General features: G+C 67.5%; 16 protein-coding genes and 1 pseudogene. 7 read left to right on the top strand and 10 right to left on the bottom strand.

The genetic code is table 11. From position 1 onward, the window contains the following. Nucleotides 1–595 precede the first annotated feature (595 nt). The 3 genes from ABZ420_RS05740 to cutA all read right to left on the bottom strand — a co-directional run bounded on the left by ABZ420_RS05740 (nt 596) and on the right by cutA (nt 2,013). Entirely contained in the window at nt 596–826 is a 231-nt protein-coding gene (locus tag ABZ420_RS05740; protein WP_357117413.1) for a hypothetical protein, read from the bottom strand. A gap of 671 nt (nt 827–1,497) precedes the next feature. Further along, a complete protein-coding gene (locus ABZ420_RS05735) occupies nt 1,498–1,812 on the bottom strand; it encodes an antibiotic biosynthesis monooxygenase (RefSeq protein WP_357117411.1) in 315 nt (104 codons plus the stop codon). A gap of 72 nt (nt 1,813–1,884) precedes the next feature. Beyond that, on the bottom strand, nt 1,885–2,013 hold the full coding sequence (gene cutA, locus ABZ420_RS05730) for a divalent cation tolerance protein CutA (RefSeq protein ID WP_357117409.1): 129 nt from the start codon (nt 2,011–2,013) through the stop codon (nt 1,885–1,887). Between cutA and ABZ420_RS05725 the strand changes: the two are divergent. The 3 genes and pseudogenes from ABZ420_RS05725 to ABZ420_RS05715 all read left to right on the top strand — a co-directional run. Continuing rightward, nucleotides 2,009–2,131, top strand: a pseudogene (locus ABZ420_RS05725) (PLP-dependent transferase); the annotation flags it as partial. The gene cutA and the pseudogene ABZ420_RS05725 overlap by 5 nt on opposite strands. Nucleotides 2,132–2,444: 313 nt before the next feature. Beyond that, complete coding sequence (locus ABZ420_RS05720; RefSeq protein ID WP_357117407.1) at nt 2,445–3,260, top strand: hypothetical protein; 816 nt, start codon at nt 2,445–2,447, stop codon at nt 3,258–3,260. 205 nt (nt 3,261–3,465) lie between these two features. Next, nucleotides 3,466–3,639, top strand: a complete 174-nt coding sequence (locus tag ABZ420_RS05715; protein ID WP_040865702.1) for a CsbD family protein — start codon at nt 3,466–3,468, stop codon at nt 3,637–3,639. 99 nt (nt 3,640–3,738) lie between these two features. Here the strand turns inward: ABZ420_RS05715 and ABZ420_RS05710 are convergent, their stop codons facing one another. Beyond that, nucleotides 3,739–5,844 (bottom strand): MMPL family transporter, encoded by a 2,106-nt coding sequence (locus tag ABZ420_RS05710; protein WP_357117404.1) that lies wholly within the window; start codon nt 5,842–5,844, stop codon nt 3,739–3,741. An 86-nt stretch (nt 5,845–5,930) separates the two neighbouring features. On the opposite strand from ABZ420_RS05710, the gene ABZ420_RS05705 reads away from it, so the two are divergent. After that, nucleotides 5,931–6,425 carry a MarR family transcriptional regulator gene (locus ABZ420_RS05705; protein ID WP_357117402.1) on the top strand — a complete coding sequence of 165 codons (495 nt, stop codon included), beginning with the start codon at nt 5,931–5,933 and terminating at the stop codon, nt 6,423–6,425. Between the two features lie 15 nt (nt 6,426–6,440). Here ABZ420_RS05705 and ABZ420_RS05700 read toward each other — a convergent pair whose 3' ends face one another. The 4 genes from ABZ420_RS05700 to ABZ420_RS05685 all read right to left on the bottom strand — a co-directional run bounded on the left by ABZ420_RS05700 (nt 6,441) and on the right by ABZ420_RS05685 (nt 8,931). After that, nucleotides 6,441–7,250, bottom strand: coding sequence for an RNA polymerase sigma factor SigF (locus tag ABZ420_RS05700; RefSeq protein ID WP_357117400.1), 810 nt, complete (start codon nt 7,248–7,250; stop codon nt 6,441–6,443). After that, nucleotides 7,243–7,680 carry an anti-sigma factor gene (locus tag ABZ420_RS05695; RefSeq protein WP_357117398.1) on the bottom strand — a complete coding sequence of 146 codons (438 nt, stop codon included), beginning with the start codon at nt 7,678–7,680 and terminating at the stop codon, nt 7,243–7,245. Before ABZ420_RS05695 ends, ABZ420_RS05700 begins: the two co-directional genes overlap by 8 nt. Nucleotides 7,681–7,904: 224 nt before the next feature. Then, a complete protein-coding gene (locus ABZ420_RS05690) occupies nt 7,905–8,396 on the bottom strand; it encodes a DUF4254 domain-containing protein (RefSeq protein WP_357117396.1) in 492 nt (163 codons plus the stop codon). A 109-nt stretch (nt 8,397–8,505) separates the two neighbouring features. After that, nucleotides 8,506–8,931, bottom strand: a complete 426-nt coding sequence (locus tag ABZ420_RS05685) for a VOC family protein (protein WP_357117439.1) — start codon at nt 8,929–8,931, stop codon at nt 8,506–8,508. A gap of 138 nt (nt 8,932–9,069) precedes the next feature. Here ABZ420_RS05685 and ABZ420_RS05680 point away from each other — a divergent pair, with 138 nt between their 5' ends. The 3 genes from ABZ420_RS05680 to ABZ420_RS05670 all read left to right on the top strand — a co-directional run bounded on the left by ABZ420_RS05680 (nt 9,070) and on the right by ABZ420_RS05670 (nt 14,097). Continuing rightward, nucleotides 9,070–10,044 carry a helix-turn-helix domain-containing protein gene (locus ABZ420_RS05680; protein WP_357117394.1) on the top strand — a complete coding sequence of 325 codons (975 nt, stop codon included), beginning with the start codon at nt 9,070–9,072 and terminating at the stop codon, nt 10,042–10,044. A gap of 138 nt (nt 10,045–10,182) precedes the next feature. Beyond that, on the top strand, nt 10,183–12,054 hold the full coding sequence (locus ABZ420_RS05675) for a potassium transporter Kup (protein WP_357117437.1): 1,872 nt from the start codon (nt 10,183–10,185) through the stop codon (nt 12,052–12,054). 186 nt (nt 12,055–12,240) lie between these two features. Beyond that, nucleotides 12,241–14,097 carry a DNA/RNA non-specific endonuclease gene (locus tag ABZ420_RS05670; RefSeq protein ID WP_357117392.1) on the top strand — a complete coding sequence of 619 codons (1,857 nt, stop codon included), beginning with the start codon at nt 12,241–12,243 and terminating at the stop codon, nt 14,095–14,097. Between the two features lie 26 nt (nt 14,098–14,123). Here the strand turns inward: ABZ420_RS05670 and ABZ420_RS05665 are convergent, their stop codons facing one another. Together ABZ420_RS05665 and ABZ420_RS05660 are read right to left on the bottom strand one after the other, a co-directional pair. Then, the gene (locus tag ABZ420_RS05665) at nt 14,124–14,582 is read right to left on the bottom strand and encodes an SRPBCC family protein (protein WP_357117390.1); all 459 of its coding nucleotides are present in this window, start codon (nt 14,580–14,582) and stop codon (nt 14,124–14,126) included. Between the two features lie 285 nt (nt 14,583–14,867). Continuing rightward, on the bottom strand, nt 14,868–16,094 hold the full coding sequence (locus ABZ420_RS05660) for a cytochrome P450 (protein ID WP_357117388.1): 1,227 nt from the start codon (nt 16,092–16,094) through the stop codon (nt 14,868–14,870). Nucleotides 16,095–16,110: the final 16 nt, after the last annotated feature.

The following is a 16,110-nucleotide window of genomic DNA, read 5'->3' as shown; positions in this document are numbered from 1 at the left end:
TGGGGCATCTCGCTGGAGTCGCCAGAGAACAGCTTCTACCAGCACCTCGTGAGCCAATACCGGGATCGACCCACCACGGATTGACTCCGTTCCGGGAGCGCCCGGGTGGTGAGGACTACGAACCGGTCCAGATCTAAATCCCGCGGATGATCAAGCCATTCCCGTAGCGCAGTCGCGTCTGTACCCCGAAGCCCGTCGCTCCACGTGGAGCGACGGGCTTCGTCGGTCTCCAGGCTGTCCTCGGCGCCCGCTTCAAACTGAGGTGTTGGGCCCGGTGATGCAACCACCATCCCCGGGCACGACCTAGCTTCCCTCGTCGGCTCGACACGCCTCTTGGACAACGCGATGCGCTGGAATTCCGTGCCTTCGGTGCCGTTTGCCGAGTGTCCAGAAACCGAACGATTCTCAACACCTGCTGTGGACCATGAGGCTGGCGCCCCAACGGGTGGCGATCGTGCGGTTGGGCGGGTGAATGTATGGACTGCGGGAGATTCGCAAGCAGCGGACAAACCTGCGGACCCGCCCGGCGAGGGAGATGCCGAGCGAGCCCCTGGGAGCGTAGCTGTCTTCTGTCCGTGTCAATCCTCGGTATCGGTCACTGCGCGGTCGATCCGGCTCCGGCGGTAGCGAGGGCTGATTTCGGTTCGCCGGCTCCTGGGCGTACCCGGGAGAAGTGCATTGTGGTTTTCTGGCTGGGTTGCTTGTTGGGGTCGAAGGGGCCGGGGTCGACTTCGACGTTCGCGTCGCTGTAGAAGTCGCTGTAGAAATCGACATTGACGTCTTGGGTGACCAGGACGGAGGTGGCGAGGCCAGCGTTGTCCAGCAAGGCGTTCGGGTCGATGCCCCAGAACCAGTGACCGTTGTACTTGTGCTCGTAGCAGCCGCAGACGTTCCGGACAGGGTGGCCCTGTAGGTGACGTGGGCTGTCAGCGATTGTTTGTAAAAGATAGTTTTACAACATGTGGGGCGGTCATGGCGGGATATGTCCCCGCCCCCCGCAGAAGCGCTACAGGCGCCGAGCGCCGCCGCTGACCAGCAGCTTCGCCATATCCGCTGTTTTTCGGCGGTTACTACCGGGGACCCGACCTTGCCGACGAACACTTGACCGAGGCCCGGGCGACCGCGCTGCGCCTCGGTGATGATCGCGACGTCATTCTGTCGTTCGGGCCGACAAACGTCGCGATCTGGTCGGTGGCGCTTGCTGTGGAGAGCATGGACGGCACCGAAGCACTCGACCGGGCACAGTCGCTGGTCATCCCGGATGGCACCCGAAGGAGCGCGCGGGTCATCACTACATCGACCTGTCGCGCGCCTACCTCCTGCATGGGGACCGCACACGTGCCTTGGATGCGCTGCTTACCGCGAAAGCGATTGCCCCGGCGCAGACTCGCTGGAATCCAATGGTGCACGAGACAGTGCGGGCGCTGGCTCGTGCGGAAGCACGCAGCGTCCACGGCTTCGCCGTATGGTGCGGGATCGCCGCGCGCCTGTGATCCGTCAGCCCGCCGCGGGCAGGCCCTTCGTATCGGCGGGCGACAGAAACTCGACCCGGAACGAAGCGACGTAGTTCTCCCGCTGGCTCAGGAAGTGGCGCGTGTGTGGTTGCCGCTCGTGCTCCTCGAAGGCCGAACGATCGCTGTACACCTCGTAGAAGATCCGCGACAGCGGCTCACCCTCGACGGTATGCGTGGCGTACACCAGCGTCCCGGGTTCGAAGTCGGTTATCGCTCGAACGGTTTCCGCAACCAACTTGTCGAACTCGGCCGCCTTCCCGGCGTCTTGCAGGTCGAACCTCACGACGAGCGCGAACATGACCCCTCCTCCGCACAGTGCGCCCCGACCGGATGAGGATTCGGGACACGGCCACCGTACAGGCAGATGCGGCTATGCCACCGTAGAGCGGCCCACCCAGTCCGCGTACTCATCGGGGCACCATGCGATGGGCTGGCCGGTCAGCTCCGGGTTGTCCCATGGGTGCAGTTCCTTGATCCTGGCGGCGAGCTTGTCCCTCACACCCGAAGAGCAGCTGGCCGCGGGCGTCACCCCCGGCCTGGTCCGCCTCGCCGTCGGCATCGAGGGAATCGACGACATCCTCGCCGACCTGCGCTCCGGATTCACCGCAGCCTCCTGACGCGGTGCGCCCCGGGTGGCGACCCGGGGCGCTCTGCTCGGCCGCGATGCGGACCGGAAGCCTTGCAGCGGGGGCGAAACCCGTTTCCCCGCCGGTTTTCCTGATCTCCGTCAGCAATTGGACCGCAATCGCGAACGTCATCGGTTGCCTCACGGCGCCACCAATATTCGATACCGCCGCACGGATTCGATTGGCACGTGGAGCGGTTCCGCGCTATCGAAAAAGAAATCCAACTTTCGCGCATCCGTATGGCTTTCTGAATCGAACTAGAAAGGTAGGTATATGTCCTCTTCAGAATGAGGTGGGTAAGTCCATGGGCATAGCAGTACCCGAAACTCCAGCACACCCCTTCTTACGCCGCGCCGCCACGCTGGTCGTCGCGGGCGCCATCCCGTTGTCCGTGGTCGGCGCGGCGACCGCCACCGCTGATCCGCTGCTGCCGGAGATCTCCGTCCAGCTCCCGTTCGCTCCGGCGCCCGCCGTCGGCGTCATCACCCCGGTGGCCGATCCCGCGGACCCGGGAGCCCTTCCCCCCGAAGCCGTTCCGCCCGCGCCCCCGGTTTCGGCGGGCCGCAACGACCTGAGCGTCAACCGGCCGATGCCGGACCCGAACGTGCTCGCCCCGATTGTTCCGCAGCGGCTACACCTGCCCAACCCCGCCGCCCCGGCTCCCTCGGTCGCGCCGATCGAGGCGCCTCCCGGCACCCTGCGTGTCGGTTCGGTGGTGATCGGCAGGCCGGACTTCCTGACTCCCGAGCAAGGCAAGATGTTCAACGACGCGATCGCGGGCCCCGAAGCCGGCATCGCGCAGACGTTGGACTCGGCGGGCTTCGAGCCGTCGCGCTCCGACGCCATCGCCGCCGACATCCTCGGTTCCACCGCGATGGGCGCCTCGGTGGGCAGCATGGTGGCCTCGCCGGTCGCCTCGATCGGCGCGGTCATCGGCGCCATCTGCGGAGCCATCGCGGGCCTGCCGATGTTCCCGACCGGGACGGTGGCCGTCATGGCCTTCGGCGCCGCCATCGGTTACGGGTTCGTCGCGTCCCCGGCCATCGCCGTCGGCGCGGCTGTCGGCGCGGGTGTGGGTGTGCTCCAGGGGCTTCTCACGCCGCCCACGGTGCCCGCCTAGTAATTCGCTTTCCGACGTGCTCCGCGACCGGAGAACGCCGCGCGGCCTCGTCGTTTCGATACGCCCGAATTTCGCGAAGACCCGGTTTCGACCGGGTCTTCCGCTTTGCGCGGAAAGGCCGGACGTTTGGCTTCTCGATAACGGGCTATCGCGAAGAAGACCGGCTGAAGATGGTCGGCCGGTCTCTTCACAAGGAGGTTGTGACATGAGCACAGTCGACAAGGCGAAGAACAAGGCCGATAAAGTCGCTGGTCAGGCCAAAGAGAAGGTCGGCGAGGCGACGGGCGACCGGGGGAAGCGCGACGAAGGCCGCACCGACAAGGTCAAGTCGGACCTGAAGGACGCAGGCGAGAAGGTGAAGGACGCCTTCAAGCACTGACCACCGTCGAACGGCGCCGCGGGAGGTGGTCCCCGGCGCCGCGCATGGCCGGAGCGATGGCAGAGATTTGCCTTCCCGAGCGGATGGCCGCACGAGCGGTCATCCGCTTTTCTCTGTGCCTTCCGTGCGCCGCGCCGATTCGGCGGCGTCGTCCCCCTCGACGAGCCGCAGCTCGCTCGGCCACCAGAGCTTGCGTCCGATCAGGCTGAACAGCGCCGGGATCACCACCGTGCGCACGACGAAGGTGTCGAGCAGGATGCCCAGGCCCACCACGATGCCGACCTGGGTCAGGGTGATCAGCGGGAGAACGCCGAGCACGCAGAACACCGCGGCCAGCACGATGCCCGCACTGGTGATCACCGCGCCGGTCACGGACACCGCCCGCACCATGCCGCGCGTGGTGCCGTACCGCGGCGTCTCCTCGCGCGCCCTGCTCACCAGGAAGATCGTGTAGTCGACGCCGAGGGCGACCAGGAACAGGAACGCGAACAGCGGCACGCTGATGTCCAGCGCCGGGAATCCGAACACGTGCTCGCTCATCCAGCTGCCCAGCCCCAGCGCGGCCAGCGCGCTCAGCACGGTGACCGCGACCAGCAGCAGCGCGGCGGGCACCGCGCGTAGCAGCGCGAGCAGCACCACGAGCACGACGACGAGGATGAGCGGGATGACCACTTTGCGGTCCCGGCTCGCGGCGGTCTGCACGTCCAGCGCCTGGGCGTCGGTGCCGCCGACTATCGCGTCGGCTCCGGGCACCCGCGCGACCGCCGCGCGCAGCGCCTCGATCGTGTCGAAGGCACGCGCGGAAGACGGTGGCGCGTCGATCACCACCGACCACCGGGTCAGTCCGGTCGACGAGGTCCCCGTCTGCGAGGTCAGCACCACGCCATCGGTGCGGCGCAAGGCCTCATCGATTCCCGCCGCCGCATCGCTGCGCGCGAGGATGATCGCGGGATCGGACGCCCCGGAGGGGAAATGCCGCGCGAGGGCGTCGAATCCCTCCACCGACTCCGCGCGGACCCGGAACTGCTCGGTCTGCGAGAGTCCCACCTGCGTCGACAGCAATCCGGTCGCGCAGACCGCGAGCACCACGATCGCACCGCCCGCGACCAGCGCGGGCCTGCGCACCACCCGCGCGGCGATCGCGTGCCAGACGCCCTCCTCCGCCGTGTCGCGGTCGTCTGCCTGCGGCACGAAGGGCCAGAACACCTTGCGCCCGCACAACGCGAGCGCGGCGGGCAGCGCGAGCAGAACGAACACCACCGCCACCAGTAATCCGAGCGCGGCCATCACACCGAGACTGCGTGTGCTCGGCACCGAGGCGAGCAGCAGCACGAGCAGCGCGGCGACCACCGTCACGTTGCTGGCCAGCACCGCGGGTCCGGCGCGCCGCACCGCCTGCCGCAGCGCCGCGCGGTGGTCGGATTCCCGGTGCAGTTCGTCGCGATAGCGCGATACCAGCAACAGCGCGTAGTTGGTGCCGGCGCCGAATACCAGCACGCTCGTCACACCGGAGGTCGAACCGTCGAAGGTCAGGTCGGTCAGGCGCGCCAGCGCGGTTCCCGCGCCGGTGGCCACCCGGTCGGCCGCGCCGACCACCGCGAGCGGCACCAGCCACAGCACGGGTGAGCGATACGTCGCGATCAGCAGCACCGCGACGACCACCGCGGTCACCGCCAGCAGCGTGACGTTGGCGCCGGAGAACGAGTCGGCGATGTCGGCGCCGAAGGCCGGACCACCGGTGACCTGGAGAACGAGCCCGTCGGGCAAGCCGTCCCGCGCGGCGGAACGGATTTCGTCGATGCGGTCGGTCAGCGCGAATCCGTTCAGGTCGGCGTTCACCGGAACCTGCCCGATCGCCGCCTTCCGGTCCGGCGCGGCGAGTAGGTCGCCCGGACCGGGCGGGCGTCCCGAGGCGCGGGAAACCGCCGAGGCGGTGGCGTTCCGGTCGTCGTCGGTCAGTTCGCCGTCGTCGGCACGGGTGACGACAACGATGGCGGCGGCCGTTCCGGCGTCCGGGAACTCCTCCAGCGCCTGTTCGACGTGCGCCGATTCCGCCGAGGACGGTAGCGCGGTCGGGGCCTGTCCGGCGGACTCGTTCTCACCCACCGCACCGATCAGGCCTACCGAGGCGGCGGCGAGCACCACCAGCAGCACCCACGAGGTCCGGGCGGTCACCACCGACGCATAGCGATCCCAAGCGCTCACCCCGCAACTCTCTCAGAAACTGAAATATTAAGCAATCGAGACACCGACTGAACTACGCTGACCCCCGTGTGGAAAAGGAAGCGCCGTTGACCCCTGAGCCGAACGCGGACCGGCCGGACCGTGATGGATTGGAAGCCGGCATCGCCGCCGACATCCGCGCTCTCACCGCGATCTCCGAGCAGATCGGCCAGGTCTTCGCGCGAACACACCAACTGCGCGCCAACGACTTTCGCGCGCTGATGCATGTCGCGACCGCCGAGATCGAGGGCGCGCCGCTCACCGCGGGCGGGCTCGGCAAGCTGATGGGAATCTCCTCATCGGCGGTGACCTACCTGGTCGAGCGCATGATCGACTCCGGTCACCTGCGCCGCGCCGCCGACCCGACCGACCGCAGGCGGGTCATCCTGCACTACGACGAGCACGGCATGGATGTGGCCCGCGGCTTCTTCACCCCGCTCGGGCGCCAGACCCGCGCCGCGATGGCCGAACTGCCCGACGCGGACCTGGCCGGCGCGCACCGCGTCCTGGTCGCCGTGGTCCAGGCGATGCGCGAGTACCACGACGAGCTGACCGGCGAGTGAACGCCGCGCGCTGAGTCAGTCCCGCAGAGCCTGCTCGCGCAGCGATTTCAACGTCTTCGACAGAATCCGCGAGACCTGCATCTGCGAACAGCCGATCCGCTGGGCGATCTGCTCCTGGGACATCGAGTCGAAGAAGCGCATCACCAGCACCTGCTTCTCACGCTCCGGCAACGCGGCCAGCAGCGGCTTCACCGCCAGATAGTCCTCCACGGTGCCGAAGTCCGGATCCTCGGCGCCGAGCGAGTCCAGCAGCGAGGGCCCGCCGGATTCCGAATCGTCGGTGTCGGAGGCGGCATCGATCGAAGAGGTCTGGTAGGCGTTGCGGGCGATGAGCGCCTGGGTCACCTCGTTCAAATCGGCGCCCAGTTCCTCGGCGATCTCCCGCGCCCGCGGCATCCGGCCCAGCCGCTGCGACAGGATCTCCACCGTGGGACCGATGGTCGACTGGATCTCCTTGAGCCGTCGCGGCACTCGCACCGACCAGGCGTAGTCGCGGAAATGCCTGCGCACTTCGCCCATGATCGTCGGCACCGCGAACGACAGGAAGGTCGCGCCGTGTCCCGGATCGAAGCGGTCGACGGCGGCGAGCATGCCCACCCGGGCGATCTGCAGCAGGTCCTCGAAGCTCTCGCCGCGCCCGCTGAACTTACGGGCGATGTGTTCGGCCAGCGGCAGGCAGCGCTCGATCAGCTCGGCGCGCACGGCCTCCCTGCGCGGATCATCCGGGGCCAGCGCGGCCAGTTCGGCGAAGAGCGGCTCGATATTGTCGTAGCTGTCTCCCCGCGATTTGCGCTTGGCACCGGCCTGATTCGACTCGCTACGCATTATTCGAGCCGCCGCGGACCCAACGGAAGTCGACGACAGTCGGGTAGCCGCCCGCGGCGGAGTCGTGTGCGCCTCGCATAGCCGAGACCGAATCCGTCAGCGTCGCGACGATGTGCCAGCCGAAGCCGGACTCGTCCGGGCTGGTGTCCGACACCGTGACGGTGGACACGCGCACCTCTACCGCGTCGTCCTCGAAGCCGAACCCGCACTCGAGCTCCGCCCCGTCCACCGCGTCGAGCACCAGCGCGCTGGCCACCTCGTCGAGGGCCAGCCGGATATCGGTCACCTCATCGATGCCGAAATCGGCCATGAGCATCACGGTCTCGGCCAAGGCACGCAGCATCGCCAGCTGTTCGGACTCCGCGGGCACCCGCACGCTGATCGTGCCGGTCCGCGTAGTAGCGGGAGGAGTCCCCTCACCCTTGCTCATGCACCGCTCCCAGAAAGTCGCGCCGTCCGTCGGAGCGCTCAGCCTACGCCCTCTGGTCCACTCGCTTCGATCGGCCACGGCACAACGCGTGCGTCTTCGCCCGCGGCGACAGGTCACAACGGCCCGCGCAGCCTCCCCACCACCGTCGGCAATGCGGATGACCTGCACTTTCCCCGGGGTGGCAGACTCCTCCTCGGGTCGGTGCTCGATCGCTCCCGCCCGGATCATTCGGTTCCGGGGGCAGGCAACGGCCCTACCCGTTTCGGAGGAAGACGACGACGTCCGTCACCGACCGCACGCACCAGATCGGTGTAGGCGATCTCCATCTCCGCCAGCCGGGTCCATGCCGCGTGCATGCGCTCGCCACCCGGATCGTCGTTCATCAGCAGATGGAACGCCTCTTCCGCCACTGCGGCCATCCGGTCGATCATCACGCCCAGGCTGACGTCGTGCAGCCGCACACCCGGCGCGGCGGACGGCAGCTGCAATGTCGCCCACGTGTCGATCCGGTCGACCAGCTCGGCACGGCGCCGCTCCAGCTCGGCCAGGTCCGGCGCCTGCTCACGGCGCTGCCGGTGCAGTTCGGTCAGCTCGCGTGCCCATCGGCTCACCGGGCCCTGCACGTGCTGACCGCCCAGCGCACACAGCAGCGCGCTGGGGCTCGGCAACGCCGAACTCTCGGACGGCTTTCGTGGTCGCGCACGCTGGACCAGCATCGGCTACCTCCTCGGCACGACCACACCGATGCCGCGGCCGGTCGTCGAAGCCTTCATCAGGACAGCGTTCATTCCGGATCGAGCATGCCCGCGCTGGGCGCATGCAAACTCACAGTGGCGCAGTGAGTTCGAGATGTATGCCGTCGGGATCGGAGAACGACAGGATCGCGATGCCGAAATCGGCCATTTCCTTGATCTCGCCGTGTTCGATGCCTGCCTCGGACAGGCGCGCGGCCGCGGACACCAGATCGTCCCGCGCGGGGACGGCGAAGCTGAGGTGGTCCAATCCCACACGCTCGGAATCGAATCGATCCGTCGCGGCGGCCACCGGGCGCAGGCCGAGCAACATTCCGTTGGCTTGGAACACCACCCCGCCGAACAGGCGCATCGGGTCGGCGCGCACCGCCGGATCGTCCGGGCTGCCAGGGGATTCTGCGGCGATCGGGAAGCCGAGCACGTCTCGGTAGAAAGCGCGGGACCGCTCGATATCGGTCACCGTCAACCGGATGTGGTGCGTCCCGGTGGTTTCGATCATGGTCACGCGAACTCCCAAGCGTCGAGGTACTGCGGGCTCGAACGACTCCGCCGGCGACGAGCCGTCTCGCGATGAGAGTAGGACAGAACTTCCGCGGAACGGAGTGTCGTGAACGACATCTTCGGTACCGTTTCCGACATGGACGTCGTTGTCTTCGTGGTGGACGGGGTAGCCGATTTCGGATACGCCGCCTTGCTGGAGACCTTCAACACCGCCAACGCCGTGCGCACCGAACTGGCCGACCCGCCGCAGCCGTGGCGGATCCGCAGCGCGTCATTCGGCGCCACGGTGCGGTCGGGCAACGGCAACACCGTGCCGACGATCCCGCTCGACGAGCTCGGCGACGAATTCGAGCTGATGATCGTGCCCGCGGTGAACGTGCTGGAGGCCGCGGCGCTGATCGAGCTCATCTCCGCACCGGCCAGCCTTCCCGTGCTCGACCGGCTCGTCGCCGCCCGGGATCGGGGAGCTCATCTGGCCGCCGCCTGCACCGGAACGTTCTTCCTGGCCGAGGCGGGCGTGCTGGACGGTTCCGCGGCGACCACGAGCTGGTGGCTGGGCCCCAGCTTCCGGCGCCGTTATCCGCGCGTGGAACTGGACGAGGGCCGGACGCTGTGCCGCGGCCAAGGCGTCACCACCGCGGGCGCGGCGCTGTCGCACATGGATCTGGCGCTGTCGCTGATCGCCTCCAGGAGCCCGGCGCTGGCCGAGCGCGCGATGCGCTATCTCGCGGTCGGCGCGGGACGACCGCAACGCGAGTTCATCGTTCCCGAGGTCATCGCCAGGGGCGATTCCGTCACCGCCGCCTTCGAACGCTGGGTCCGCGAACATCTCGGCGAGAATTTCCGGATCGCCAACGCCGCCCGCGCCATCGGTGTCACCGAACGCAGCCTGCAACGGGCCACGCACGCCGAACTCGGCATGTCCCCCACGGAGTTCGTGCACGACATCCGCCTCGAACGGGCCGTGCACCTGCTGCGCACCACAGCGCTCACGGTGGACGCGGTGGCCGCCAAGGTGGGCTATCTCAACGCCGGAACCCTGCGCGGATTGTTCCGCCGCCGTCGGGGCATGTCGATCTCCGAGATCCGCATGACGCGCGTGTCGTATTGAGTCGAGCGCCGGAAGCGGCGAGGAACCCGCGCGAGGAGGATCCCCGTGACCGATCAGCAGTACACGACCACATCCGACGAGGCGCGATCCCCGGCGTCCGCCGGGCCGAACGCGCACGACACCGCACGGCTGAGCGTCGTGATCGCCGCTTTGGGCGTGGTATTCGGCGACATCGGGACCAGCCCGATCTACACCATCCAGACTGTGTTCAACCCGCGCGACCCGCATCCGGTGCCCGTCACCACGGACAACGTGTACGGCGTGGTCTCGCTGATCTTCTGGTCGGTGACCATCATCGTCACCGTCACCTACATCCTGCTGGCCCTGCGCGCCGACAACGACGGCGAGGGCGGCATCATGGCGCTGATCACGCTGCTGCGCCGGTTGGGCTCGCAACACGGGCGGCGCCGGACCGCGGTGCTGGCGGCGCTGGGCATCTTCGGCGCTTCGCTGTTCTTCGGCGACAGCATGATCACTCCGGCGATCTCGGTGCTGTCCGCCGTCGAGGGAATCGAGGTCGTGGAGCCGTCGCTGCGGGAGTTCGTCGTGCCGATCACCGCGGTGATCATCGTGACGCTGTTCCTGGTGCAGCGCCGGGGCACCTCGGCGGTGGGCCGGGTGTTCGGACCGGTGATGATCGTGTGGTTCCTGACCATCGGCGCGTGCGGGGTGGCCGGCATCGCCGCTCATCCGCAGATCCTGCGGGCCCTGTCACCGACCTACGCGCTGGGTTTCCTGTTCGGTCATTTCGGCACCGCCTTCTTCGCCTTGGCCGCGATCGTCCTCGCGGTGACCGGAGCCGAGGCACTGTTCGCCGACATGGGTCACTTCGGCCGCCGCTCGATCACCCGGGCCTGGCTGATCCTGGTGTTCCCGGCGTGCATTCTCAGCTATTTCGGCCAGGGCGCGTTGATCCTCGGCGATTCCCGCCACGTCAGCAGCCCGTTCTTCCTGCTCATGCCCGGATGGGGCCGACTGCCGCTGGTGCTGCTGGCCACCGCGGCGACGGTGATCGCCTCCCAGGCGGTGATCACCGGCGCGTACTCGGTGGCCTCCCAAGCCGCCCGGCTCGGCTACCTGCCCCGGCTGCGGATCGCGCACACCTCCGAGGCCACCGTCGGCCAGATCTACGTCCCGTGGATCAACTGGCTGCTGATGGTCTCGGTACTCACCCTGGTGTTCGCCTTCCGCAGTTCGGCGGCGCTGGCCTACGCGTTCGGCATGGCGGTGACCGGCACGATCACCATCACCACCCTGCTGTTCTTCTACATCGCCCGCCTCAGATGGAACATCCCGCTGTGGCTGCTCGCCCTGGGCGCCGTCCCGTTGGTGTCGGTGGACCTGCTGTTCGTCGCGGCGAATCTGACCAAGCTCGTGCACGGTGCGTGGCTGCCGCTGCTGATCGCGCTGACCGCGTTCACCGTCATGACCACCTGGCAGCGCGGACGCGAGATCGTCAGCGCCGAACGCGAACGGCGGGAAGGGTCGCTGCGCGAATTCATCGATCACCTGCACGCGGGCGACGACCCGTCGATACGCCGGGTCCCCGGCACGGCCGTCTTCCTCAACCGCGGCAAGCGAACCGCGCCGCTGGCCATGCGGGCCAACGCCGAACACAATCACGTACGCCACGCGCACGTCGTGATCATGTCGATCGAGACCGAGCCCGTGCCCCGCGTTCCGGCCGATCAGCGGATCAGCGTCGACTCCCTGGGCTACACCGAAGACGGGATCATCCACGTCCGCGCCCGGTTCGGCTACATGGAGGCCCAGGACGTGCCCGGCGCGCTGGCGCTGCTCGACCCCGCCGTCACCGAGGGGCCCTTGCAGCTGGACCAGGCGTCCTACTTCCTGTCGAAGATCGAGCTGCGCGCCGGCTCCGAGCCGACGATGGCCGCGTGGCGCAAACGCCTGTTCATCGCCACCTCCTACATCACCGCCGACGCCGCCGAGCAGTTCGGCCTGCCCCGCGAACGCACCGTCATCATGGGCGCGCACATCGAGATATAGGCGCTGCGACTGCCGACAGCGAATTCCGCTACATCGGTTACCCGAAGAAACTTTTCCCCAGCACGACGACCGGTAGTTGCGGGTAGTTCGCTACTCGTGTGCTGCGGGCACCGTGACCCGACGATGGCAACAGCCAGGTGCGACGACGACGTCGTCACCCCGCTCACCTCGAACACGGAGTCCCCGATGCCTGCGAAAAAGAACTCACCTTCCCACCGGTCCCACGCCGAAAACGACGATCTGCTCACCGCCCTGCGCACATTCATCCGCGGCAAAGGGGAAAGCTTCCTCGAAGACCCCAATATCTCCTCGATCGGCGTCGGCTACAAGCAAGTCGACGGAAAACCGACGGACGACATCGCGGTGCAGTTCACGGTGAACGAGAAGGTGTCCGAGCCGGAGGAGCTCGAAGCGCTCGGCACGGCGACGATTCCGGAGACGGTCACCGTCGACGGGTTCGAGGTGCCCACCGATGTCCTGCAGCGCAAGTTCGAGCCCGCCTTCCGGCTGGTCACCGAAGCGGTGGCGCCGCAGCGCAAGACGCGCCTGGATCCGATCGTTCCCGGCATCAGCGTCGGCCATCCCGCCACCACGGCCGGAACGATCGGTTGCGTCGTCTACGACCGAGACGACGGGACGCCGTACGTCCTGAGCAATTGGCACGTCCTGCACACCGCGACGGGCACACTCGGCGACGTGGTCGTGCAGCCCGGCCCGCGCGACGACAATCGAATCGACCGCAATCGGCTCGGCAAGCTCGTCAGGTCTCATCTCGGCACGGCGGGCGACTGCGCCGTCGCCGCCATCGAGGACCGGCGGTTCAGCGCCGAGATCACCGGGTTGGACGTCGTTCCGGACCGTCTCGGTGAACCCGAGCTGGGCGACAAGGTGATCAAGAGCGGCCGGACCACCGCGGTCACCCACGGCATCGTGCGGCGCGTCGACGTGATCGCCCGGATCGATTACCGCGGGGTCGGTCCGAAGAGCATCGGCGGCTTCGAGATCGGACCGGATCCGGCCCATCCCGCGTCCGACGGCGAGATCAGCAGCGGCGGCGACTCCGGGTCGGCGTGGCTGTTCGAATCGGCGGACGGCCAGACCAGCACCGTGCTGGCCGGATTGCATTTCGCGGGTGAGACGGGCGCCGACACCGACGAGCACGCGCTGGCCTGCCTGCCGCAATCGGTGTTCGAGAAGCTCGGCATCAGCTTGACCCCGCCGCCTGCGGAGGAAGTCGCGGTGGTGGCCGGATACGATCCGCGGTTCCTCGCGTCGCCGATACCGCTACCCGAGGTGGACGCTCAGCTGCGCCCCGACGTGGCGACCGCCCTCGACGGCGCCGACGTCCTGCACTACACGCACTTCTCCCTCGCGATGCGCCGCTCGCGCCGCTTCGCCATCTGGGTGGCCTGGAACATCGACGGCGCCTCGATCAAGAAGCTCTCACGCAAGAAGATCGACTTCGTCAAGGACCCGCGACTCGACGCGGACGCGCAGGTCGGCAACGAGTTGTACCGCGACAACCGGCTCGATCGCGGCCATCTCGCGCGACGCGCGGATCTGCTGTGGGGCAGCCTGCCCGAAGCGGCGAAAGCCAACAAGGACTCGTTCTTCTACACCAACATCACACCGCAGATGGACGACTTCAATCAAAGCATGCGCGACGGGGTGTGGGGGCGACTCGAGGACGCCGTCTTCGCCGACGCCACCGTCGACGATCTCAAGGTCAGCGCGTTCGGCGGCCCGGTCTTCACCGCGGACGACCGCGAATTCCGGCAGGTCAAGATTCCCCGCGAGTTCTGGAAGGTCATCGCGTTCGAGGAACACGGTGAACTGAAGGCCCGTGGCTTCCTGTTGAGCCAGAGCCTCGACCAGCTCGAGGCCCTCGACCTCGACGAGTTCCGCGTCTTCCAGGTCCCGTTGAACGAGATCGAGCAGCGCGCAGGCTTCCACTTCCCGCAAGCGCTGCGCGACGCGGATCTCCAGTTGGCGCCGGAGGAAGTGGAGGCCCCGTTGAACTCGGTCGCGGACATCCAGTGGTGAGCCCGGACCGGTTCGTCGCGTGACAGCTATACCGCGCGCGATTGCGGAGGCGCGGCGAATCCCTCGGCGAATCGGATGAAGTTGCGCGCGACGGTTTCGCTCTCCCGGCGCACGCTGCGTTTGAGGAGAAGCCCCGGCAACAGCAGGGAGGACTGCAACTCGGTGTGATACCAGACCTGCGCTCCCGCACGGTCCTCGGACACTTCGAACCATCCGCCGCCGCCGAGGCCGACACAGCTGTCCACGACCTGCCACGACACCCGGTCATCGGTCCACTCGTATTCCAGCACCTGCAGATCGGACCTGCCGAGCAGAGTATCGGCGGTCACGTAAACCCGTTGTGGCCGACCGGATTCGCCGCGGGTGGCCACGCGCGCATCCGAATACGTCGACCATTCGGGGAGCATTTCGATGGCCGCGAGGGCATCGAAGACCTGGGCGGGATCGACAGCGACGTCGAAATGTATATCCGTTTTAACGCGCATAACTCCTCCACCCCCTGTTCCGACCCGGCCGATTCTGCCCGTGGCGGTTCACATCGTCAACACGTTGTCGGCCCGCAATCACCGGCTAAGCGCGAATGCCGATGTCAGAAGCTCCCCAGGGTTGAAAATAAGTAGTCAGCTACCTATGAGCTATTGGGAGTTATAACAGTTACCGGCGAGTATCAAAGTGGGCTCCGCAGGTGGCGACGCCGACGCGTCCAGGAGAAATCTCGACCGGCCCCGGGGGCGGGGATCAACCGAATCCCCGCCCCGAGGTTCTTCCGTTTACCGGGCCGTTTCCGTCCAGGTGACCGGAAGTTCGTGGACGCCGTAGATATTCATGTCGGTCCTGAGTTTCACTTCGCCTGCGGGGATGGCCGGCTCGAGGGTCGGGAAGCGGCGAAGCAGACCGGCGAAACCGGCGCGCATCTCGATGCGGGCCAATTGCTGCCCCAGGCATTGATGGATGCCGTGGCCGAAGGACAAATGCCCGCGGGCCGTGCGGTGGATGTCCAGGGTGTCGGGGTTGTCGAAGCGCTGGGGGTCGTGGTTGGCGGCCAGCAACGAGACGACGACGGTCGAGCCCTCGCCGATCGTCTCGCCGCCGAGTTCGATGTCGTCGGTGGCGTAGCGGTAGAAGATGTCGGCGACGGATAGATAGCGCAGCAATTCCTCGACGGCGCCGGGCACCAGATTCGGGTCGGCGCGCAGTTGCGCCAGCTGTTCGGGATGCTCCAGGAGCGCGAAGGTGCCCAAGGCCAGCATGTTGGCGGTGGTCTCGTGGCCCGCGAGCAGCAGCAGGAAGGCGACGCCGGTCAGCTCCTCGATGGTGAGGTCGTCGTGGCGGGCCAGATCGGACAGTATGTCCTCGCCTGGCTCGGCGCGTTTGCGGGTGACCAGTCCGGCCAGGTACGTGGTCATCGCACCGTAGGCGGCCATCTTCTCTTCCAGCGGCTGTTCCTTGACCAGGAATTTGGCGGAGTTGACCTGGAAGGTCTCCCGATCGGCGTAGGGGACGCCGAGCAGCTCGCAGATCACCAGCGAGGGCACCGGCAGCGCGAACGCCTCGACCAGGTCGACCGGCGGGGTCAGCCGCGCCATCTCGTCCAGTTGCCGTTCGGTGATCTCGATGATGCGCTCTTCGAGCTGCTTCATGCGTTTGACGGTGAAGGCGCCGGTCAACTTGCGCCGCAGCCGGGTGTGGTCCGGCGGGTCCATGGCGACGAACAAGCCCGGCACCTGGGGGGACGGTTCGGTAGCGGCGGGCATGCCGGGGGTCTGGTACGGCACGTGGAGAATGCCGATGTCCTGGCGGGAGCTGAACCGGGTGTCGGCCATGAGTTTGCGGACGGCGTCGTAGCCGGTGACGAGCCAGCCCTCGTGACCGTCGGGGAAGATCAAGGGGCAGACCGGGCGGGTCTCGCGCAGCCGGGTGATTTCGCTGGGCGGGTCGAAGGGGCTGGCGTCGCGCTCCATGGGGAGGCCGTTCGGGATGGGAACTGCTCGAGTCATCAGGTTTCCTTCATTG

Origin of the sequence: Nocardia sp. NPDC005745 (genome assembly GCF_040630775.1) — a bacterium.
Taxonomy (GTDB): Bacteria; Actinomycetota; Actinomycetes; order Mycobacteriales; family Mycobacteriaceae; genus Nocardia.
Note: the sequence above shows the minus strand (reverse complement) of the source record. Positions and strands in the feature narration are given on the sequence as shown.